General features: G+C 62.3%; 13 protein-coding genes. 3 read left to right on the forward strand and 10 right to left on the reverse strand.

The features are described 5' to 3' along the window. Positions 1-8: 8 nt before the first annotated feature. From LQ232_RS17735 to gyrA, 8 genes are all read right to left on the reverse strand, one after another. A complete protein-coding gene (locus tag LQ232_RS17735) occupies positions 9-341 on the reverse strand; it encodes an integration host factor subunit beta (RefSeq protein WP_230181726.1) in 333 nt (110 codons plus the stop codon). A gap of 140 nt (positions 342-481) precedes the next feature. Then, on the reverse strand, positions 482-2,197 hold the full coding sequence (gene rpsA, locus LQ232_RS17740; RefSeq protein WP_230181727.1) for a 30S ribosomal protein S1: 1,716 nt from the start codon (positions 2,195-2,197) through the stop codon (positions 482-484). Between the two features lie 165 nt (positions 2,198-2,362). Further along, the gene (locus LQ232_RS17745) at positions 2,363-4,423 is read right to left on the reverse strand and encodes a bifunctional 3-phosphoshikimate 1-carboxyvinyltransferase/cytidylate kinase (RefSeq protein WP_230181728.1); all 2,061 of its coding nucleotides are present in this window, start codon (positions 4,421-4,423) and stop codon (positions 2,363-2,365) included. 28 nt (positions 4,424-4,451) lie between these two features. After that, positions 4,452-5,348 carry a prephenate dehydrogenase/arogenate dehydrogenase family protein gene (locus LQ232_RS17750; RefSeq protein WP_230181729.1) on the reverse strand — a complete coding sequence of 299 codons (897 nt, stop codon included), beginning with the start codon at positions 5,346-5,348 and terminating at the stop codon, positions 4,452-4,454. Positions 5,349-5,359: 11 nt separating this feature from the next. Further along, a complete protein-coding gene (gene pheA / locus LQ232_RS17755) occupies positions 5,360-6,478 on the reverse strand; it encodes a prephenate dehydratase (RefSeq protein WP_230181730.1) in 1,119 nt (372 codons plus the stop codon). Next, positions 6,471-7,592, reverse strand: coding sequence for a 3-phosphoserine/phosphohydroxythreonine transaminase (gene serC, locus LQ232_RS17760; RefSeq protein WP_230181731.1), 1,122 nt, complete (start codon positions 7,590-7,592; stop codon positions 6,471-6,473). The genes pheA and serC overlap by 8 nt, the downstream gene beginning before the upstream one ends. Before the next feature lie 32 nt (positions 7,593-7,624). After that, positions 7,625-8,254 carry a hypothetical protein gene (locus tag LQ232_RS17765; RefSeq protein ID WP_230181732.1) on the reverse strand — a complete coding sequence of 210 codons (630 nt, stop codon included), beginning with the start codon at positions 8,252-8,254 and terminating at the stop codon, positions 7,625-7,627. 38 nt (positions 8,255-8,292) lie between these two features. Continuing rightward, positions 8,293-10,938 carry a DNA gyrase subunit A gene (gene gyrA, locus LQ232_RS17770; protein ID WP_230181733.1) on the reverse strand — a complete coding sequence of 882 codons (2,646 nt, stop codon included), beginning with the start codon at positions 10,936-10,938 and terminating at the stop codon, positions 8,293-8,295. Between the two features lie 276 nt (positions 10,939-11,214). Here gyrA and ompA point away from each other — a divergent pair, with 276 nt between their 5' ends. After that, positions 11,215-11,853, forward strand: coding sequence for an outer membrane protein OmpA (gene ompA / locus LQ232_RS17775; protein ID WP_230181734.1), 639 nt, complete (start codon positions 11,215-11,217; stop codon positions 11,851-11,853). A 176-nt stretch (positions 11,854-12,029) separates the two neighbouring features. Next, entirely contained in the window at positions 12,030-12,881 is an 852-nt protein-coding gene (locus LQ232_RS17780) for a hypothetical protein (RefSeq protein ID WP_230181735.1), read from the forward strand. Here the strand turns inward: LQ232_RS17780 and LQ232_RS17785 are convergent, their stop codons facing one another. Together LQ232_RS17785 and LQ232_RS17790 are read right to left on the reverse strand one after the other, a co-directional pair. After that, positions 12,882-14,492, reverse strand: a complete 1,611-nt coding sequence (locus tag LQ232_RS17785; RefSeq protein ID WP_230181736.1) for a GMC family oxidoreductase — start codon at positions 14,490-14,492, stop codon at positions 12,882-12,884. Beyond that, positions 14,489-15,025: a hypothetical protein gene (locus tag LQ232_RS17790; protein WP_230181737.1), complete on the reverse strand. Its 537-nt coding sequence runs from the start codon at positions 15,023-15,025 to the stop codon at positions 14,489-14,491. The genes LQ232_RS17785 and LQ232_RS17790 overlap by 4 nt, the downstream gene beginning before the upstream one ends. A 226-nt stretch (positions 15,026-15,251) precedes the next feature. On the opposite strand from LQ232_RS17790, the gene LQ232_RS17795 reads away from it, so the two are divergent. Next, entirely contained in the window at positions 15,252-16,946 is a 1,695-nt protein-coding gene (locus LQ232_RS17795; RefSeq protein ID WP_230181738.1) for a long-chain-fatty-acid--CoA ligase, read from the forward strand.

Raw genomic sequence — 16,946 nt, forward strand, 5'->3', positions numbered from 1 at the left:
GGTTTGCCTCAGGCTTTCCGAACGAGGGCCGATTGGGTGGTGTCTGCAATGGGCGCTTCGCCCCGAGCATCGACTGCTTCGCGCAGGGCCTTGCCGGGCTTGAAGTGAGGCACCAGTTTTTCAGGGATCAGCACCTGCTCGCCCGAGCGGGGGTTGCGGCCCATGCGGGGTGGGCGGCGGTTGATCGAGAAGCTGCCAAAGCCCCGGATCTCGATGCGGTGGCCATGGGCCAGCGCCTCGGACATCGCGTCCAGGATGGTCTTGACGGCGAACTCGGCGTCGCGCTGAGTCAGCTGGCCAAAGCGCTCGGCCAAGCGGGCCACTAGATCGGAACGGGTCATGAGGGTGTCACGTCAAGAGATCGGGGGCTGTGATGAAAACACGCGGGTCGGAAATGACAGCAGGGTGTGCTCATCACAACCCCCGCCGGGGCCTTTTCGAGAAAAGACTCGGCGGGGTGGATGGTCTCAGAAAAACGGGATCAACCGTTGTTCTGGTCCAACTTGGCCTTGAGCAAAGCGCCCAGGCTGGTGGTGCCGGAGCCTTCCTTGGCATCGGCGACGTTCAGACGTTGCAGAGCTTCTTGTTGCTCGGCGCTGTCCTTGGCCTTGACCGACAGTTGCAAGGAACGGGTCTTGCGGTCGACGTTGATGATGACGGCGGTGACTTCGTCGCCTTCCTTCAGCACGTTGCGGGCATCTTCCACACGCTCGCGGGCGATTTCGGAAGCACGCAGGTAGCCGGTGACGCCTTCGGTCAGTTCGATCTCGGCGCCCTTGGCGTCGACGGTCTTGACCTTGCCGGTCACGGTCATGCCACGGTCATTGACCGAGGTGTAGTTCGTGAACGGATCGGAATCCATCTGCTTGATGCCCAGGGAGATGCGCTCGCGCTCGACGTCGATGGCCAACACGATGGCTTCGACTTCCTGGCCCTTCTTGTAGTTGCGCACGGCGGCTTCGCCGGGCTCGTCCCAAGACAGGTCGGACAGGTGCACCAGGCCATCGATGCCAGCGGCCAAGCCAACGAACACGCCGAAGTCGGTGATCGACTTGACGGGGCCCTTGACCTTGTCGCCGCGCTTGAAGTTGACGGCGAAGTCGTCCCATGGGTTCGGCTTGCACTGCTTCATGCCCAGGGAGATGCGACGCTTGTCTTCGTCGATTTCCAGGACCATGACTTCCACTTCGTCGCCCATGTTGACGATCTTGTTGGGGGCCACGTTCTTGTTGGTCCAGTCCATTTCGGACACGTGGACCAGGCCTTCGATGCCGGGTTCGATCTCGACGAATGCGCCGTAGTCAGCGATGTTGGTGACTTTGCCGAACAGGCGGGTCGACGCGGGGTAGCGACGCGAAACGCCGACCCAAGGATCGTCGCCCATTTGCTTCAGGCCCAGCGAGACGCGGTTCTTCTCGGCGTCGAACTTCAGGACCTTGGCGGTCAGTTCCTGACCCACCGTCACGACCTCGGAGGGGTGACGGACACGGCGCCAGGCCATGTCGGTGATGTGCAGCAGGCCATCGATGCCGCCCAGGTCCACGAACGCACCGTATTCGGTGATGTTCTTGACCACGCCATTGATGATCGCGCCTTCGCGCAGCGTTTCCATCAGCTTGGCGCGTTCTTCGCCCATCGAGGCTTCGACCACGGCACGGCGCGACAGCACGACGTTGTTGCGCTTGCGGTCCAGCTTGATGACCTTGAATTCCATGGTCTTGCCTTCGTAAGGACTCATGTCCTTGACGGGGCGGGTGTCCAGCAGCGAGCCGGGCAGGAAGGCGCGGATGCCATTGACCAGAACGGTCAGGCCGCCCTTGACCTTGCCATTGACGGTGCCGATGACGAATTCGCCGGAGTCCAGTGCGGTTTCCAGCGACATCCACGAGGCCAGGCGCTTGGCCTTGTCGCGCGACAGGATGGTGTCGCCATAGCCGTTTTCGACGGCGTCCACGGCCACGGAGACGAAGTCGCCCACTTGGACTTCGAGCTCGCCTTGGTCGTTCTTGAACTCTTCGATTGGCACGTAGGCTTCTGACTTCAGGCCTGCGTTGACCACGACGAAGCTGTGTTCGATGCGCACCACTTCAGCAGTGATGACTTCGCCCGTGCGCATGTTGGAGCCCTTCAGGGACTCCTCGAACATGGCGGCGAAAGAATCTGCGCCCGAATAGGCGGCGGTTTGTGCTTGAGACATTGAGGATTTCCTGTGCCGGCTTGGGGCCAGCGGTGACGGCTTCATCGACAGGAACGACGAAGCACGGTTGGGTTGAGAACATGACACCCTGATCTGCACAAAACGGCGGCAAACCCTGGCAAAAACCAAACCTTCACCGGGCGGTGAAGGCTGAGTGTCACAGCCTTAAATTGGCTTCACGTCATTGACCACATTGGCTTTGACATGAGGCCACCCGTCGACCCACCACTTCAACACTGTCTCGGCCGATTGGTCGCTGGTCAGTGTGGAATTGTCGAGTTTTCGGGCATCTGGTGCAGGGACAAGAGGCGACACGGCGCGGGTGCGATCCCGCAAGTCGCGCGCTTCCAAGTCCGCGCATATCTCATCAAGGTTAGCAGAAAACCCCTTTGAAATCAATTGGTTATACCGGCGCTCGGCACGTTCTTTGACGCTGGCCGTCAAAAATACCTTGAGCGCTGCATCGGGAAAGATCACGGTGCCCATGTCGCGGCCATCGGCCACCAAGCCGGGCAGACCCCTGAAACTGAGCTGCAGGTCAACCAGCGCCTGACGCACACCTGGGATGGCTGAGATGCGCGAAGCCATTTGCCCAGCGGCCTCCTGGCGTAAGTCCTCACTCACTTCCTTGCCATTCAGCCACACCTGATGCTCCTCGAAATGCAGGGGCAAGTGGGTGCCGATCTGGCGGGCGATCTTGGTAACGGCCTCGTGGTCGTCCGGGTCGATCCCCTTTTCAACGACCACCAAGCCGGTGATGCGGTAGAGCGATCCGGAATCCAGGAACTGGTAGCCAAGGCGGGTGGCCAGGTTGCTGGCCAGCGTGCCTTTGCCGGAGGCCGAGGGGCCATCGACAGTGATGACAGGGATCAAGGCGGGGTGCGTGTCCGCCACCTGGAACAGCGTCTCGAAATAATCCGGGAAGGTCTTGCCCACGCAGCGCGGGTCTTCGATGCGCACGGCAATCGGTCGGCCTGGCGTGGCAGTGGGGGCCAATGGGTTGAGCGCCGCCAGCGAGAAGCACATCGCCATGCGGTGGTCGTCGTAGGTGTGGATGCTGGCGTGCTGCCAGATGGCCGGGGGCGTCACTTCGATGAAGTCTTCGCCCTCGACCACGGTGGCGCCCAGCTTGCGCAGCTCGGTGGCCATGGCGGCGATGCGGTCGGTTTCCTTGACGCGCCAGCTGGCGATGTTGCGCAGGCGGGTTGTGCCGTGGGCGTACAGGGCCATCACGGCCAGGGTCATCGCCGCGTCGGGGATGTGGTTACAGTCCAGGTCGATGGCTTTGAGTGGCCAGGCACCCCGGCTCACTTCCAGCCAGTTGGGGCCGCTGGTGATCTGGGCGCCCATGGCCTGTGCGGCTTCGACAAAGCGGATGTCACCCTGGATGGAGTCCGCGCCAACGCCGTCGATGCGCAAGGGCTCTTCGATCGCCGCCAGCGCCCCGGCTGCGATGAAGTAAGAAGCCGACGAAGCATCGGCCTCGACATGGATCTCACCGGGCGACTGGTAGCGGCTGCCTTGCGGGATCGTGAAACGTTCCCAGCCTTGTCGCTGAATCTGGATGCCGAAACGCGCCAGCAGGTTCAGCGTGATCTCGATGTAGGGTTTGGAAATGAGTTCGCCCTCGACCTCGACGGTCAGGGCTTGCTGTTGCGACACCAGCGGCAGTGCCAACAGGAGGGCTGTGAGGAACTGGCTCGACACATCGCCCCGCACACGGATGGCCTGGCCCAGGTTCAAACGGCCGCCCGCCACGCGCAGGGGTGGGTAGCCTTCCTGGCCCAGGCATTCGATCTGGCATCCCAAGGGCCGCAGCGCATTCACGAGGTCGCCAATGGGGCGCTCGTGCATGCGGGGCACGCCGCTGAGCGTGTAGATGCCGCCATGGCTGGCCGACAGCAGGGCCAGGACCGCGGTGAGCGGACGGATGGCGGTACCGGCGTTGCCCATGAACAGGTCAGCGTTCAGCACTGGCAGTCGTCCGGCCACGCCAGTGATGCGCACCGTGTCGCCTGACTGCTCGACATCGCAGCCCAACACGCGCAATGCGTCCAGCATGACGCGGGTGTCGTCCGAGGCCAGGAGGTCGTGGACGACGGTGGTGCCTTCGCTCAGGCCCGACAGCAACAAGACGCGGTTGGAAATGCTCTTGGAGCCCGGCAGGCGCACGGCGCCGCTGATGCCCAGCAAAGGGGGAAGGTCGAGGAATTCGGTCGTGTACATGGAAGGGGAAAAGTCAGCGAGCGCTCAATCAACGCTGCGTCTGCGGGCCGCTTCGGCCGGGCGCGCTTTGCAAGGTCCACTGACTGCGGGCGTCGGAGGCCGATTGGATCTGGCTTTCCAGTGCGGAGCCGTTCCAGTTGCGCATCTCGTGTTCCATCGCATCCAGTGCGGCCCGGAACGCCATCGATTGCCGCAGGACCTCTTCGCGGTTGGACAGCAGGATGTCGCGCCAGATGGTGGGATCGCTGGCCGCGATGCGGGTGAAGTCGCGAAAGCCTGGTCCGGCCAGTGACAGGAACTCGCGGCCCGAGGGTTGCTCGGCCATGGCGTTCAGGTAGGCGAAGGCCAGCAGGTGCGGCAGGTGGCTGACGGCGGCAAACGCGGCGTCATGGTTCTCGGGCGTCATCTTGAGCACCTGGCAGCCAATGGCCGACCACACGTCGGTGGCCTTTTGCAGCAGGACGGGGTCGGTCTGCTGCAGGGGTGTCAGGATGACCTTGCGGCCCTGGTACAGCGCCGCATCGGAGTGTTCGATCCCGGCCACTTCGCGGCCGGCGATGGGGTGTGCGGGCACGAACGAGGGCAGGCGTTCCTTCAGCACACGGCGGGCCGCGTCGACCACATCGCGCTTGGTGCTGCCCACGTCCATGAACAGCACGCCCGGATCGACCAGGTGGCGGATGGCCTTGAAGGTGCTCTCGCTGGCCGCCACGGGCACGGCGATCAGCACGATGTCGGAGCCGGCCACAGCCAGCAGGGCCGATTCGGCCGCGACATCGATCACACCCAGGCGACGGGCCTTCTCCACCGTGGAGGGCGATTTGCTGTAGCCCACCACGCGTTTGACCAGGCCTGCCTTTTTCAAGGCGAGCGCGAACGAACCGCCCATCAGGCCGCATCCGATCAGTCCCAGTTGATTGAACATCGTCAATGGTCTCAGTGCACGTCGAGCGGGTAGGTGCCCAGCACCTTGAAGAACGAGCATTGCGCACGCAACTCGCTCATCGCCGCAGCGACATTGTCTTGGGCCGGGTGGCCAGCCAAGTCCATGTAGAAAACATACTCCCATTGCCCGGAGCGGGCCGGGCGGGATTCGAAGCGGGTCATCGACACGCCGTGGTGCTTCAGAGGCACCAGCATGTCATGCACGGCGCCCGGGCGGTTGTCCACCGACACGATCAGGCTGGTGCAGTCATGGCCCGTGGGAGCGCTGGCGGGCAGCGCTTCGGGCTGCGAGATGATGACGAAGCGGGTGCGGTTGTGGGCGTCGTCTTGCACACCGGCTTGCAGCACATGCAGGCCATAGCGCGAGGCGGCGCGCGTGCTGGCCAGCGCGGCAATGCTGGCGTCTTTACCGGCCAGGCGCGCGCCTTCGGCGTTGCTGGACACCGGGCGGCGCTCGGCATCCGGCAGGTTCTGGCTGAGCCAGCCTTGGCATTGGGCCAAGGCCTGTGGGTGGGCGCAAACCACCTTGATGCCCGCGCGCAAAGGCTCTTTGCGCAGCAGGTTGTGGCTGACCAGCAGACTGGTCTCGCCAATGATGGTCACTGGTGATTGCAGCAACAGGTCCAGCGAGCGGGCCACCACACCTTCGGTGGAATTCTCAACCGGCACCACGCCAAAGTCAGCTGACCCGGCCACGGTGGCGCGGAACACTTCATCAATGGAGGGGCAGGGCAGCGCATCGATGGACGAACCGAAGTAGTCCAGGGCCGCCTGTTCGCTGAAGGTGCCGATGGGGCCCAGGAAGGCCACTTTCAACTTGGCTTCCAGTGAGCGGCAGGCCGACATGATCTCGCGCCAGATGGGGGCGATGCTGTCGGCCTGGATGGGCCCGGGGTTCAGGTTCTTGAGTTTGTCGATGACCTGGGCTTCGCGGTCCGGGCGGAACACGGGCGAGCTGTCGATCTTCTTGACCTCGCCCACGGCCTGGGCCAATTGCGCGCGCTGATTCAGCAACTGCAGCAACTGCTGATCGACCGCGTCGATGCGCGTGCGCAACTCGCCCAATTGCTCTTCGACGGGGCGTTGATCGGGGCTTGGGTGATCAGCCATGGCGCTGCGCGAACTCTTTCAGGTAAGCCACCAAGGCATCGACACCTGCCAAAGGCAGGGCGTTGTAGATCGAAGCGCGCAGGCCGCCAACGCTCTTGTGGCCTTTCAGTTGCAGCAAGCCCTGGGCCTTGGCGCCAACCAGGAAGGGTTCGTACAGCGCATCGGCAGGCAGGAAAAACGGGGCGTTCATGCGCGACCGCGCATTGGCCGCCACGTGCGTGCTGTAAAAACCCGAGGCATCCAGGTAGCCATACAGTCGATCGGCCTTGGCGATGTTGCGCGCCTCAATGGCGGCCAGGCCTTGCAGCTCACCCTGCGTGGTGGCTTCACGCTGGCGCTTGATCCACTGGAACACCAGCCCAGCCAGGTAGATGGCGTAGGTGGGCGGGGTGTTGTACATCGACTCGTGGTCGGCCACGATCTTGTAGTCAAAGGCCGAGGGGGTGATCGGCAGGGCGTGGCCCAGCAGGTCTTCACGAACGATGACCAGGGTCAGGCCGGCAGGGCCGATGTTCTTTTGCGCCCCGGCGTAAGCCAGGCCCACGCGAGACCAGTCAATCGGGCGCGAAGCGATGTGCGATGAGCAGTCGATCACCAGCGGTGCATCGCAGCCCAACGCTTTCAAATCAGGCAGCTCGTGCAGTTCGATGCCGTTGATGGTTTCGTTGCTGCACACGTGCACGTAAGCGGCGTTGCGGCTGAACGTCCACGTGGCGGGATCGGGCACGGTGGTGTGGCCGTCCGCTTCGTTGCTGGCGATCACGTTCACCTGGCCATACTTGCGGGCCTCCTTTTGCGACTTGAGCGACCACGAACCGGTCACCACATAGTCCATGTGCCCGCCGCGCGATGACAGGTTCATCGGCACGATGGCGTTCTCGGCGATGGCGCCACCCTGCATGAACAGCACTTTGTAGTGAGCAGGGATGGCCAGGATCTCGCGCAAGTCGCTTTCGGCCTGCTGGGCAATGGAGATGAACTCTTTGCCGCGGTGGCTCATCTCCATCACGCTCATGCCCGACCCATGCCAGTCCAGCATCTCGCTCGCGGCCTGTTGCAACACTTCTTCAGGCAGCGCCGCCGGACCGGCGGAAAAATTGAAAGGTCGGGTCATCTCGGTCAACGCCTGGGCGGCGTCCTTCTCACTTACTTGCTGGCGGCTGGCTTGGGAGCAGGCTTGGCGGCCTTGGCTGGCGCCGGTGCGGGCGCTGGAGCCTGACCACTGAGCTTGCCACCCGACGCCGTGTCCAGGATGGCGCGCAGGTTGTTCTGCACGGTTTGCAGCTTGGGATCCAGCTGTGGTCGAACGTCAAGCACCACTTTTTCCAGGAAGCTGCTGCCGATCAGGTCGGGCAGGGCGGCCTGGTACTTCTTCAGCACGGCCGAATCCAGGATGGTGATAAGTTGCTTCAGCTCGTCTTCGCTGAACTTCTCTTCCAGGGCCGGGGCCACGGAGGCGGCGCTCAGCTTGTTGGCGCTGGCCTTGAACAGCGGCACGGCGCCGTCCAGGTACTTCTTGATTTCGGCATCGACTTGCTTGGCCGTGGCTTCGCGCTTTTCAGGCGGAACGGCTTGCGACAAGACCTGCTTGGCACCACCGACCAGTTGGCGGGCTGGTTGTTCTGCCAGGTTTTGCGCGGCGTTGTCGATCAAAGGCTGTTGCGTGACCATCAGCTTTTGAACCAGTTCCTTCTTGCTTTGCGCAGAAGCCGACAGCGGCATGGCCAGCAAAGAGCCTGTCAGTGCGGTCGCCAGAGCCAGTTGGGTGAATTTCATCGTTGTACCTTTGATGTCGGTGCAGTCAAGCTGCGGGATCATTGGGCAGACCCGTCGCCTTCGGGGGCGGCGGTGTCCGGAGTTTCATCTTCACCGCCTTCGACCACTTCGGCCTGGGCGTCATTCTCGACAATGCGTTGCAAGCCGATCAGCTTGGCGCCTTCGTCCAGTGCGATCAGGGTCACGCCTTGTGTGGCGCGGCCCAGTTCGCGGATTTCCGACACGCGGGTGCGCACCAGAACACCCTTGTCCGTGATCAGCATGATCTCGTCTTCCGGGCGCACCAGCGTGGCCGCGACCACCTTGCCATTGCGCTCGGTCTGCTGGATGGCGATCATGCCCTTCGTGCCGCGACCATGGCGGGTGTATTCGACGATGCTAGTGCGTTTGCCATAACCGTTCTCGGACGCGGTCAATACGCTTTGCGTCTCGTCCTCTGCCACCAGCATGGCAATCACGCTCTGGCCTTCTTCGAGCATCATGCCGCGCACGCCGCGGGCATTGCGGCCCATCGGGCGCACATCGTCTTCGTCGAAGCGCACAGCCTTGCCGCCATCGCTGAACAGCATCACGTCGTGTTTGCCGTCGGTCAGGGCAGCGCCCACCAGGATATCGCCTTCGTCCAGATCAACAGAAATGATGCCGGCCTTGCGCGGGTTGCTGAACTCGGTCAGCGCTGTCTTTTTGACCGTGCCCAGCTTGGTCGACATGAACACGAAGTGGTCTTCAGGGAAGCTGCGGAACTCGCCGGTCAGCGGCAACACCACGTTGATCTTCTCTTCAGGTTGCAGGGGGAACATGTTGACGATGGGGCGGCCGCGCGAGTTGCGCGAACCGCTCGGCACTTCCCAGACCTTCAGCCAGTAAACACGCCCACGGTTGCTGAAGCACAGCATGTAGTCGTGCGTGTTGGCGATGAAGAGTTGGTCGATCCAGTCGTCTTCCTTCGTGGCCGTGGCCTGCTTGCCGCGCCCGCCGCGCTTCTGCGCACGGTACTCGGCCAGCGGCTGGCTCTTGATGTAGCCGGTGTGCGAGAGCGTCACCACCATGTCGGTGGGCGTGATCAGGTCTTCGGTGCCCAGCTCTTGGGCGTTGTGCTCGATCACGCTGCGGCGCGCGCCAATCTTGGTCTGACCAAACTCTTGGCGCACCACGGTCAGCTCTTCCGAGATGATGAAGGTCACACGCTCGGGCTTGGCGAGGATGTCCAGCAGGTCGGCAATTTGCGCCATGACCTCTTTGTACTCGCCGATGATCTTGTCTTGCTCCAGGCCGGTCAGGCGTTGCAGGCGCATCTGCAAAATTTCGCCAGCCTGGTCGTCGGACAGGCGGTACAGGCCATCAGGCTGCATACCGTACTGGGCCAGCAGACCTTCTGGGCGGTAAGCCGCCGGATCGCCTTCGGCGCGCGCCAGCATCTCGCGCACCATCGATGAATCCCAGCTCTTGCTCATCAGGGCGGCCTTGGCCACGGGGGGCGTCGGCGAGGTCTTGATGGTTTCGATGAATTCGTCGATGTTGGCCAGCGCCACGGCCAGGCCTTCGAGCACGTGGCCGCGTTCGCGCGCTTTGCGCAGCTCGAACACCGTGCGGCGTGTGACGACTTCGCGGCGGTGCTCCAGGAAGATCGCCAGCAGGTCCTTGAGGTTGCACAGCTTGGGTTGCCCATCGATCAGGGCGACCATGTTGATGCCGAAGGTGTCCTGCAGCTGTGTCTGCTTGTACAGGTTGTTCAGCACCACTTCAGGCACTTCGCCGCGCTTCAGGTCGATCACCACCCGCATGCCCGATTTGTCGGACTCGTCCTGGATGTGGCTGATGCCTTCGATCTTCTTCTCGTTGACCAGCTCGGCGATGCGTTCCAGCAGGCTCTTCTTGTTGACCTGGTAAGGGATCTCGTCAACGATGATCGACTGGCGGTTGCCCTTGTCGATGTCTTCGAAGTGGACCTTGGCGCGCATCACCACGCGGCCACGGCCGGTGCGGTAACCATCGCGCACGCCGGAGAGGCCATAGATGATGCCGGCGGTCGGGAAGTCGGGCGCCGGGATGATCTCCATCAACTCGTCGATGGTGGCGGACGGGTTCTTCAGCAAGTGAAGGCAGGCGTCCACGACCTCGTTGAGGTTGTGCGGCGGGATGTTGGTGGCCATGCCCACGGCGATGCCCGACGAGCCGTTGACCAGCAGGTTGGGCACGCGGGTGGGCATCACCAGCGGTTCTTTTTCCGAGCCGTCGTAGTTGGGCCCGAAGTCGACCGTTTCCTTGTCCAGGTCGGCCAGCAGTTCGTGCGCGATCTTGGCCAGGCGGATTTCGGTGTACCGCATGGCGGCGGCGTTGTCGCCGTCGACCGAGCCGAAGTTGCCCTGGCCATCGACCAGCATGTGGCGCAGCGAGAAGTCTTGCGCCATGCGCACGATGGTGTCGTACACCGCCGAGTCGCCGTGCGGGTGGTACTTGCCGATCACGTCACCAACGATGCGGGCCGACTTTTTGTAAGGTCGGTTCCAGTCGTTGTTGAGCTCGTGCATCGCGAACAACACGCGACGGTGCACGGGTTTCAATCCATCTCGCGCGTCGGGCAGGGCGCGGCCCACGATCACGCTCATCGCGTAATCGAGGTACGAACGCCGCATCTCCTCTTCGAGGCTGATGGGCAGGGTTTCCTTGGCGAATTGGGTCATGCGAGGCGTTTATCCAGGCGGAGGGGAACTTCGGGATTGTAATTGGCCGCTCTTGTCGTCCCCGAGCAACATCTCGCAACGTCTTTTGATGTCTTTGAGCGGATGTCTTGAGCGAAATATTGGCTATGGCACAATCGAAAGCGTTTTCTCACCCTAGGGACATCCCTTGGTTATTTGTCAAGTCATTGACCACCAAGGCCCTGGTAAGAGTTCAGTTATTTCTGCCCAAGTGGGCCTTCCGCGGCGTTGCGCTGCGTCTATTTTTTGAGGATCTGCATGAACAAACTCAATAACGTTGCGGCTCTGTTTGCCGTGGTCGCCATGTCGGCCTCAATGGGCGCCTCTGCTCAAAATGTCAACAACTGGGTTTCGTCCGACGGCAAGCCCGTCAAGAACGGCACCAACGAACTGTGCTGGCGCGACAACTTCTGGACGCCTGAAACCGGCATCCAAGGTTGCGACGGCGTGCCTCCTCCTCCTGCCGCTCCCGTGGCTGCTCCTGCTCCCGCACCTGCGGCAGCGCCCGCACCGGCTGTTGTGCCCGTGCCCGCTCCTCAGACCGAAAAGGTCAGCTTTGCTGCTGATGCCTTCTTCGACTTCGACAAGGCTGTGCTCAAGCCCGAAGGCAAGGCCAAGCTGGACGACCTGACCGAAAAGGTCAAGGGTCTGAACCTGGAAGTCATCATTGCCGTGGGTCACACCGACTCCAAGGGCAGCGACGCTTACAACCAGAAGCTGTCGGTTCGCCGCGCTGATGCCGTCAAGGCATACCTGACGACCAAGGGCTTTGAAGCCAGCCGCGTCTACACCGAAGGCAAGGGCGAAGCCCAGCCTGTGGCCGACAACAAGACCGATGCTGGGCGCGCTAAGAACCGCCGCGTTGAAATCGAAGTTGTGGGCACCCGCACCAAGTAATTGGTCTGGTCCTGACACTGGTTGTCATGCTGAAAACCCCGCTCCGGCGGGGTTTTTTCATGCTGGGGCGATTCACAATACACCCCATCAGGGGAGCCCATCAGTGTGATTGCCTCATTGGGTGAAACGCCTCAAACTGCCCGGCACAGGGAGTGTCATTGAATGGAGTGGTTCCCATGGATCACGTTCACGTCGACCCCGTTTCCTCCACCTTGTCCCGGCGTGCCACCGTTGCTTTGATGGTGGCCATGGCCTTGGCTGCCATGGTGGGCCTGGTGGCGTGGGGGCCGGTGGGTTTGGTGCCGCACATGCACCACTTTGTGGATGAAGGCACCTGGATGGGCGTGCCCAATGGCATCAATGTCCTGAGCCATGTGCCGCTGATTCCGATCGGACTTTGGGGCATCTGGCGTGTCAGCCGTTTGCCATCGTACGAGCCCCTTCGCTGGATCTGGGGCTGGTTCTTCTTGTGCCAGATGCTGGCCACCCTGGGCGGCATGTTCTACCACCTGGCGCCCAGCGATTCAGCCTTCATCTGGGATCAGGTGCCCAAGTCGGCCGCCTGTTCCCTGTTTGCATTTGCCTTCCTGGCCGAACGCATTGACCGCCGCTGCGGCGAGTCCCCGGCCATCGCCACCGCCCTGATCGCTTCCTTGTTGGGCGGCATCTGGTGGCTGTACAGCCTTCACCACGATGGTGTGGGCGATCTGCGCCCCCTGATCTGGCTGGAAATGCTGCCAGTGTTGTTGGTGGCCACCGGTGCCTGGACACTCAGCGGACATTTGCTGTCAAGACAGGATTGGATGCGTTCGCAGATCAGCTTCGTGGTGGCGCAAACGGTCGACTGGACCGATGGCGCTGTGTTCGACCTGACGCACCACGCCATTGGCGGCCATTCTGTGCGCCATCTGGCGCTGGCTGCGTGCGTGGGCTGGGTGGCTTACCGGTTGGGCCAGGAAACGGTGCGCACCCATAAAACGACCGCCTTGAAGGCGGTCGTTGAGCCCAGCACGCTGGAAGCCGCCTGATCACACGAGCGTGACATCCTTGCCGCTGAGCCGCTTGGCCAATTGAGTGGCCATGCGGTTCACGATGCCGTAGATCGACAGTTGGGGATTGGCGCCGATGCTGGTCGGAAAAACCGAGCCGTCGTGCACCGACAGGTTCTTGATCTGCCAATGCACGCCATCTGGCTTGACCACGCCTTGCTGTTCTGTGCCGCCCATGCGGCACCCACCCATGATGTGGGCACTGCCCGCGCCGGTCAGCTGCGACTTCATGTCCAATTTTTCGATCCCGGCCTTTGCCTCGGCCCAGCTGGCGTAAGCGGTGGCTTGCTCGTGCATGGGCAAGACCGTTTTGGCACCGGCCGCAAACTGGATTTCCGCCATGGACAGGAAGGCACGCCGGAAGCCATCGAGCACGTAGTCAGTCAATGGATAGTGCAGAACCGGTGAGCCGTCAAGCTTCAAGAATACTTCGCCGCCGGAGGCGTCGGCGTGGAAGCCGTCGCGGACCAGGGCCAGCATCATCTGGGTGTTGGGGTAGTGCTTGAAGCGCTCGGCCAAGGTGGCACCAATGCCGCCCAACAGCTTGGAGGTCAGCCCGGGGTGCATGGGCGTGGCTTCGAGCTTGTAGCCGATCGGGCCGTCGATGGCCTGCGTGTACAGGAAATGGTCGGAGTAGATGGACTGGGGTGCACCCGCCCAACCTTCGATCTTCTGATCGAACACCGCCGATGAAAACGCCACCGGGTGCACGAAGGTGCGCTTGCCCAGCAAGCCGTGGGGGTCGGGGGCCTTGGATCGCTTGAGCAGGGCCGGTGAGTTGATGGCGCCGCCCGACACCACGTAGTGCTTGGCGGTGATGTGCATGACCTTGTCATTGACGCGATTACCATTGATGGTCACGCCGACGCACTGCAGGGATTTGACCTCGCCATTGTCGATCTCGAACTTCTCGGCGCGCGTTTGGTGGAACAGGCGTGCGCCCGCTTCAAGCGCGCTCGGGATGGTGGTCACCAGCATGGATTGCTTGGCGTTGGTGGGGCAGCCCATGCCACAGGAGCCCAGGTTCCAGCATCCCTTGACGTTGCGGGGGATGACGTGCGCGGGAATCCCCAGCTTGGTGGCGCCGGTGCGCAGGATCTCGTTGTTGGCGTTGGGCGCGGCTTCCCAGGCGGTCATGTTCAGCCTCTGTTCGGCCTGCGTGAACCAGGGCGCCAGGGCATCGACGTTGAAGTCCTTCAGGCCGAAGTGTTCCTGCCAGTACTTGAGGGTGGTGGGCGGAGTGCGGAAAGAGCTGGTCCAGTTGACGACGGTGGTGCCGCCAACGCAACGGCCTTGCAGCAAGGTCAGCCCCTTGTCCAGCGTGGCGCGGGTGCCGCCTTCCTGGTAGAGGTCGGCGTAAGCCTCGGACTCTTTCTGGTTGAAGTCGGAGCTGGTCTTGAGCGGGCCTTCTTCGATCAGCACGACGTCCAGGCCAGCCTTGGTCAGCAGCTCGGCGGTGATGCCGGCGCCAGCGCCAGTGCCCACAATGACGACGTCACAGTTGATTTTTTCAGGCAGGCCCAAAGCGCCATCGGTGGTCTTCCAGCCGCGCTCGATGCCGGCGCGGAAAGGGTCAGGCAATTTGCTCATATCTCTAGAGGGCCGGGGTAGCCGGTCAGTGCCCAGTTGTCGGGGTTCGTGAAAAAGGCGATGCAGGTGAGGTCACGCACGGCGTGGTAGCTCAGCATCGTGGTGGGCAGCTTGTGGATCCGCATGCTTTCCAGGGCTTCCGAGATTTCCTCGGTACTGGCCTTGGCCCAGGAACTGCTCAAGCCTGTCACCATCAGACGGGTGGGCGCATTGACGAGCAGGCCGAGCAAGGCCGCCAGTTCACCTTGTGAGCTGGCGGGCATGGTCTGGATGACCTGGTTCAGCCGGACCATTTGGCCTTCAAGCTTGGCTTCGCGGGCGGCAGGGTCGGTGGGCAGCATGTCGGCCAGGACCGCGCGGGCAATGCCTTTGAGCACGTCTTTGCCAGCGTCGGTCAGGGTGCCATTGGAAACGCCGCGGTTCCAGAACACAGCGCCGCCCAGGGCAGCACCAACGGCGCCCAGGACGAGGGCGGATTTGAGTAGCCAGCGGCGCTTGGGCGAGCTGGGTGGGGTGGTGTCTTTCGAGGTCATCCGAATATTGTGCCCTGCGGACTTGCCTGCTTTATCTTGCGGATCGCCGCCGGACCTCAGCATTGCGCCGAAACTGACAGGAGCTGTGTGCAAAGTTGCCGCGCCTCAAGGGAATACCCTGAGCTGACTATGTTGCAAAATGAATGCAGTGTTTCAAGCTTGCGTCTTGAGTGATGTCAAGCCGATGAAATGTCCTGTTTATCAAGTGAGAGGCTCACAAATGGCAATGTCCAAACCATGGTTGGCGCAGTACGAAGCTGGTGTTCCTGCAGAGATCAATCCAGGTGAGTACAACTCACTGATCGATTTGCTGGACCAGGCTTTCCGGGAACATGCGCGCCGCGACATCGCCGCCTTCATGGAGGTGCGGTGGACGTTTGCGCAGGTTGACGAGATGTCGCGCGCCTTGGCCGCCTGGCTGCAGGCGCAGGGCCTGTCGAAGGGTGCGCGCGTGGCGTTGATGATGCCCAACGTGCCGCAGTACGTGGTGGCGATTGCCGCCGTGTTGCGCGCCGGCTATGTGGTGGTCAACGTCAATCCGCTGTACACCCCGCGCGAGTTGGAACACCAGTTGAAGGATTCGGGCGCCGAGGCGATCGTCATCCTGGAAAACTTTGCGGTGACCTTGCAGGACGTGATCTCGCGCACGCCGGTCAAGCACGTGGTGCTGGCCGCGATGGGCGACATGCTGCCTGGCCTGAAAGGCCCGCTGGTCAATTTCGTGGTGCGCCATGTCAAGAAAATGGTGCCGGCGTTCAGCCTGCCCAATGGCGGCCCGATCAAAGTCACGCAGTTCAAGAAGGCGCTGTCGCAAGGCGCTTCCAGCAAGTACACCCGCCCGGCCTTGGTGCCTGACGATGTGGCTTTCTTGCAGTACACGGGCGGCACCACAGGTGTCTCCAAAGGTGCAACTTTGCTGCACCGGAACATCGTGGCCAACATCCTGCAATGCGAGGCCTGGTTCAAGCCCCAACTGGCCAAGCTGGGCAGCCAACCGATCGTGACGGTGTGTGCCCTGCCGCTGTACCACATCTTCTCGTTGACGGTTTGCTACTTCATGGGCGCGCGCCTGGGCGGGATGAACATCCTGATCCCCAATCCGCGCGATATTCCTGGCTTCATCAAGACGTTGACGAACTACAAGGTGAACCAGTTCCCGGCGGTCAACACGCTTTACAACGGCCTGGCCAACCATCCTGATTTCGCCAAGCTTGATTTCTCGGGTTTGAAGATTTCGAACGGTGGCGGCATGGCGGTGCAGCAGGCCACGGCCGAGAAGTGGAAGAAACTCACGGGCTGCCCGATCGTGGAGGGTTATGGCTTGTCCGAGACCTCGCCGGTGGCCACAGTCAACCGCCTGGACATCGTCGAGTTCACGGGTTCGATCGGCTACCCGGTGCCTTCCACCGAAGTGGCGATCCTGGATGACGACGGTAACCACTTGCCCTTTGGCGAGCCGGGCGAGATCTGTGTGCGCGGCCCGCAGGTGATGGCCGGTTACTGGCAGCGCCCGGATGAAACCGCGAAGGTGATGACGGCCGATGGCTTCTTCCGCACGGGCGACATCGGCATCATGGACGAAACGGGCCAGACCAAAATCGTGGACCGCAAGAAGGACATGATTCTGGTGTCAGGCTTCAACGTGTATCCGACCGAAGTGGAGCAGGTGGTGAGCTTGCACCCGGGCGTGCTGGAGTGTGCCGCCATTGGCGTGCCGGACGACAAGGCAGGCGAAGCGGTGAAGGTGTTCGTGGTGCGCAAGGACCCGACCCTGACCGAGGCTTCGGTAGCCGAGTTCTGCAAGGAACAACTCACCGGCTACAAGCGGCCCAAGTACATCGAGTTCCGCAATGACCTGCCCAAGACCAATGTGGGCAAGATCCTGCGCCGCGAGTTGCGTGACGAGAAAAAGGCGGCTTGA

It is taken from the genome of Aquabacterium sp. CECT 9606 (assembly GCF_918741295.1).
In the GTDB taxonomy this organism is placed as follows: Bacteria; Pseudomonadota; Gammaproteobacteria; order Burkholderiales; family Burkholderiaceae_C; genus Aquabacterium.

What these genes read in the sequence shown, in the direction of transcription:
- LQ232_RS17765 (WP_230181732.1), bottom strand. Translation starts at nt 8,254, where the DNA reads ATGAAATTCACCCAACTGGCTCTGGCGACCGCACTGACAGGCTCTTTG.
- LQ232_RS17790 (WP_230181737.1), bottom strand. Translation starts at nt 15,025, where the DNA reads ATGACCTCGAAAGACACCACCCCACCCAGCTCGCCCAAGCGCCGCTGG.
- LQ232_RS17795 (WP_230181738.1), top strand. Translation starts at nt 15,252, where the DNA reads ATGTCCAAACCATGGTTGGCGCAGTACGAAGCTGGTGTTCCTGCAGAG.
- LQ232_RS17785 (WP_230181736.1), bottom strand. Translation starts at nt 14,492, where the DNA reads ATGAGCAAATTGCCTGACCCTTTCCGCGCCGGCATCGAGCGCGGCTGG.
- LQ232_RS17780 (WP_230181735.1), top strand. Translation starts at nt 12,030, where the DNA reads ATGGATCACGTTCACGTCGACCCCGTTTCCTCCACCTTGTCCCGGCGT.
- pheA (WP_230181730.1), bottom strand. Translation starts at nt 6,478, where the DNA reads ATGGCTGATCACCCAAGCCCCGATCAACGCCCCGTCGAAGAGCAATTG.
- gyrA (WP_230181733.1), bottom strand. Translation starts at nt 10,938, where the DNA reads ATGACCCAATTCGCCAAGGAAACCCTGCCCATCAGCCTCGAAGAGGAG.
- serC (WP_230181731.1), bottom strand. Translation starts at nt 7,592, where the DNA reads ATGACCCGACCTTTCAATTTTTCCGCCGGTCCGGCGGCGCTGCCTGAA.
- LQ232_RS17750 (WP_230181729.1), bottom strand. Translation starts at nt 5,348, where the DNA reads ATGTTCAATCAACTGGGACTGATCGGATGCGGCCTGATGGGCGGTTCG.
- rpsA (WP_230181727.1), bottom strand. Translation starts at nt 2,197, where the DNA reads ATGTCTCAAGCACAAACCGCCGCCTATTCGGGCGCAGATTCTTTCGCC.
- ompA (WP_230181734.1), top strand. Translation starts at nt 11,215, where the DNA reads ATGAACAAACTCAATAACGTTGCGGCTCTGTTTGCCGTGGTCGCCATG.
- LQ232_RS17745 (WP_230181728.1), bottom strand. Translation starts at nt 4,423, where the DNA reads ATGTACACGACCGAATTCCTCGACCTTCCCCCTTTGCTGGGCATCAGC.
- LQ232_RS17735 (WP_230181726.1), bottom strand. Translation starts at nt 341, where the DNA reads ATGACCCGTTCCGATCTAGTGGCCCGCTTGGCCGAGCGCTTTGGCCAG.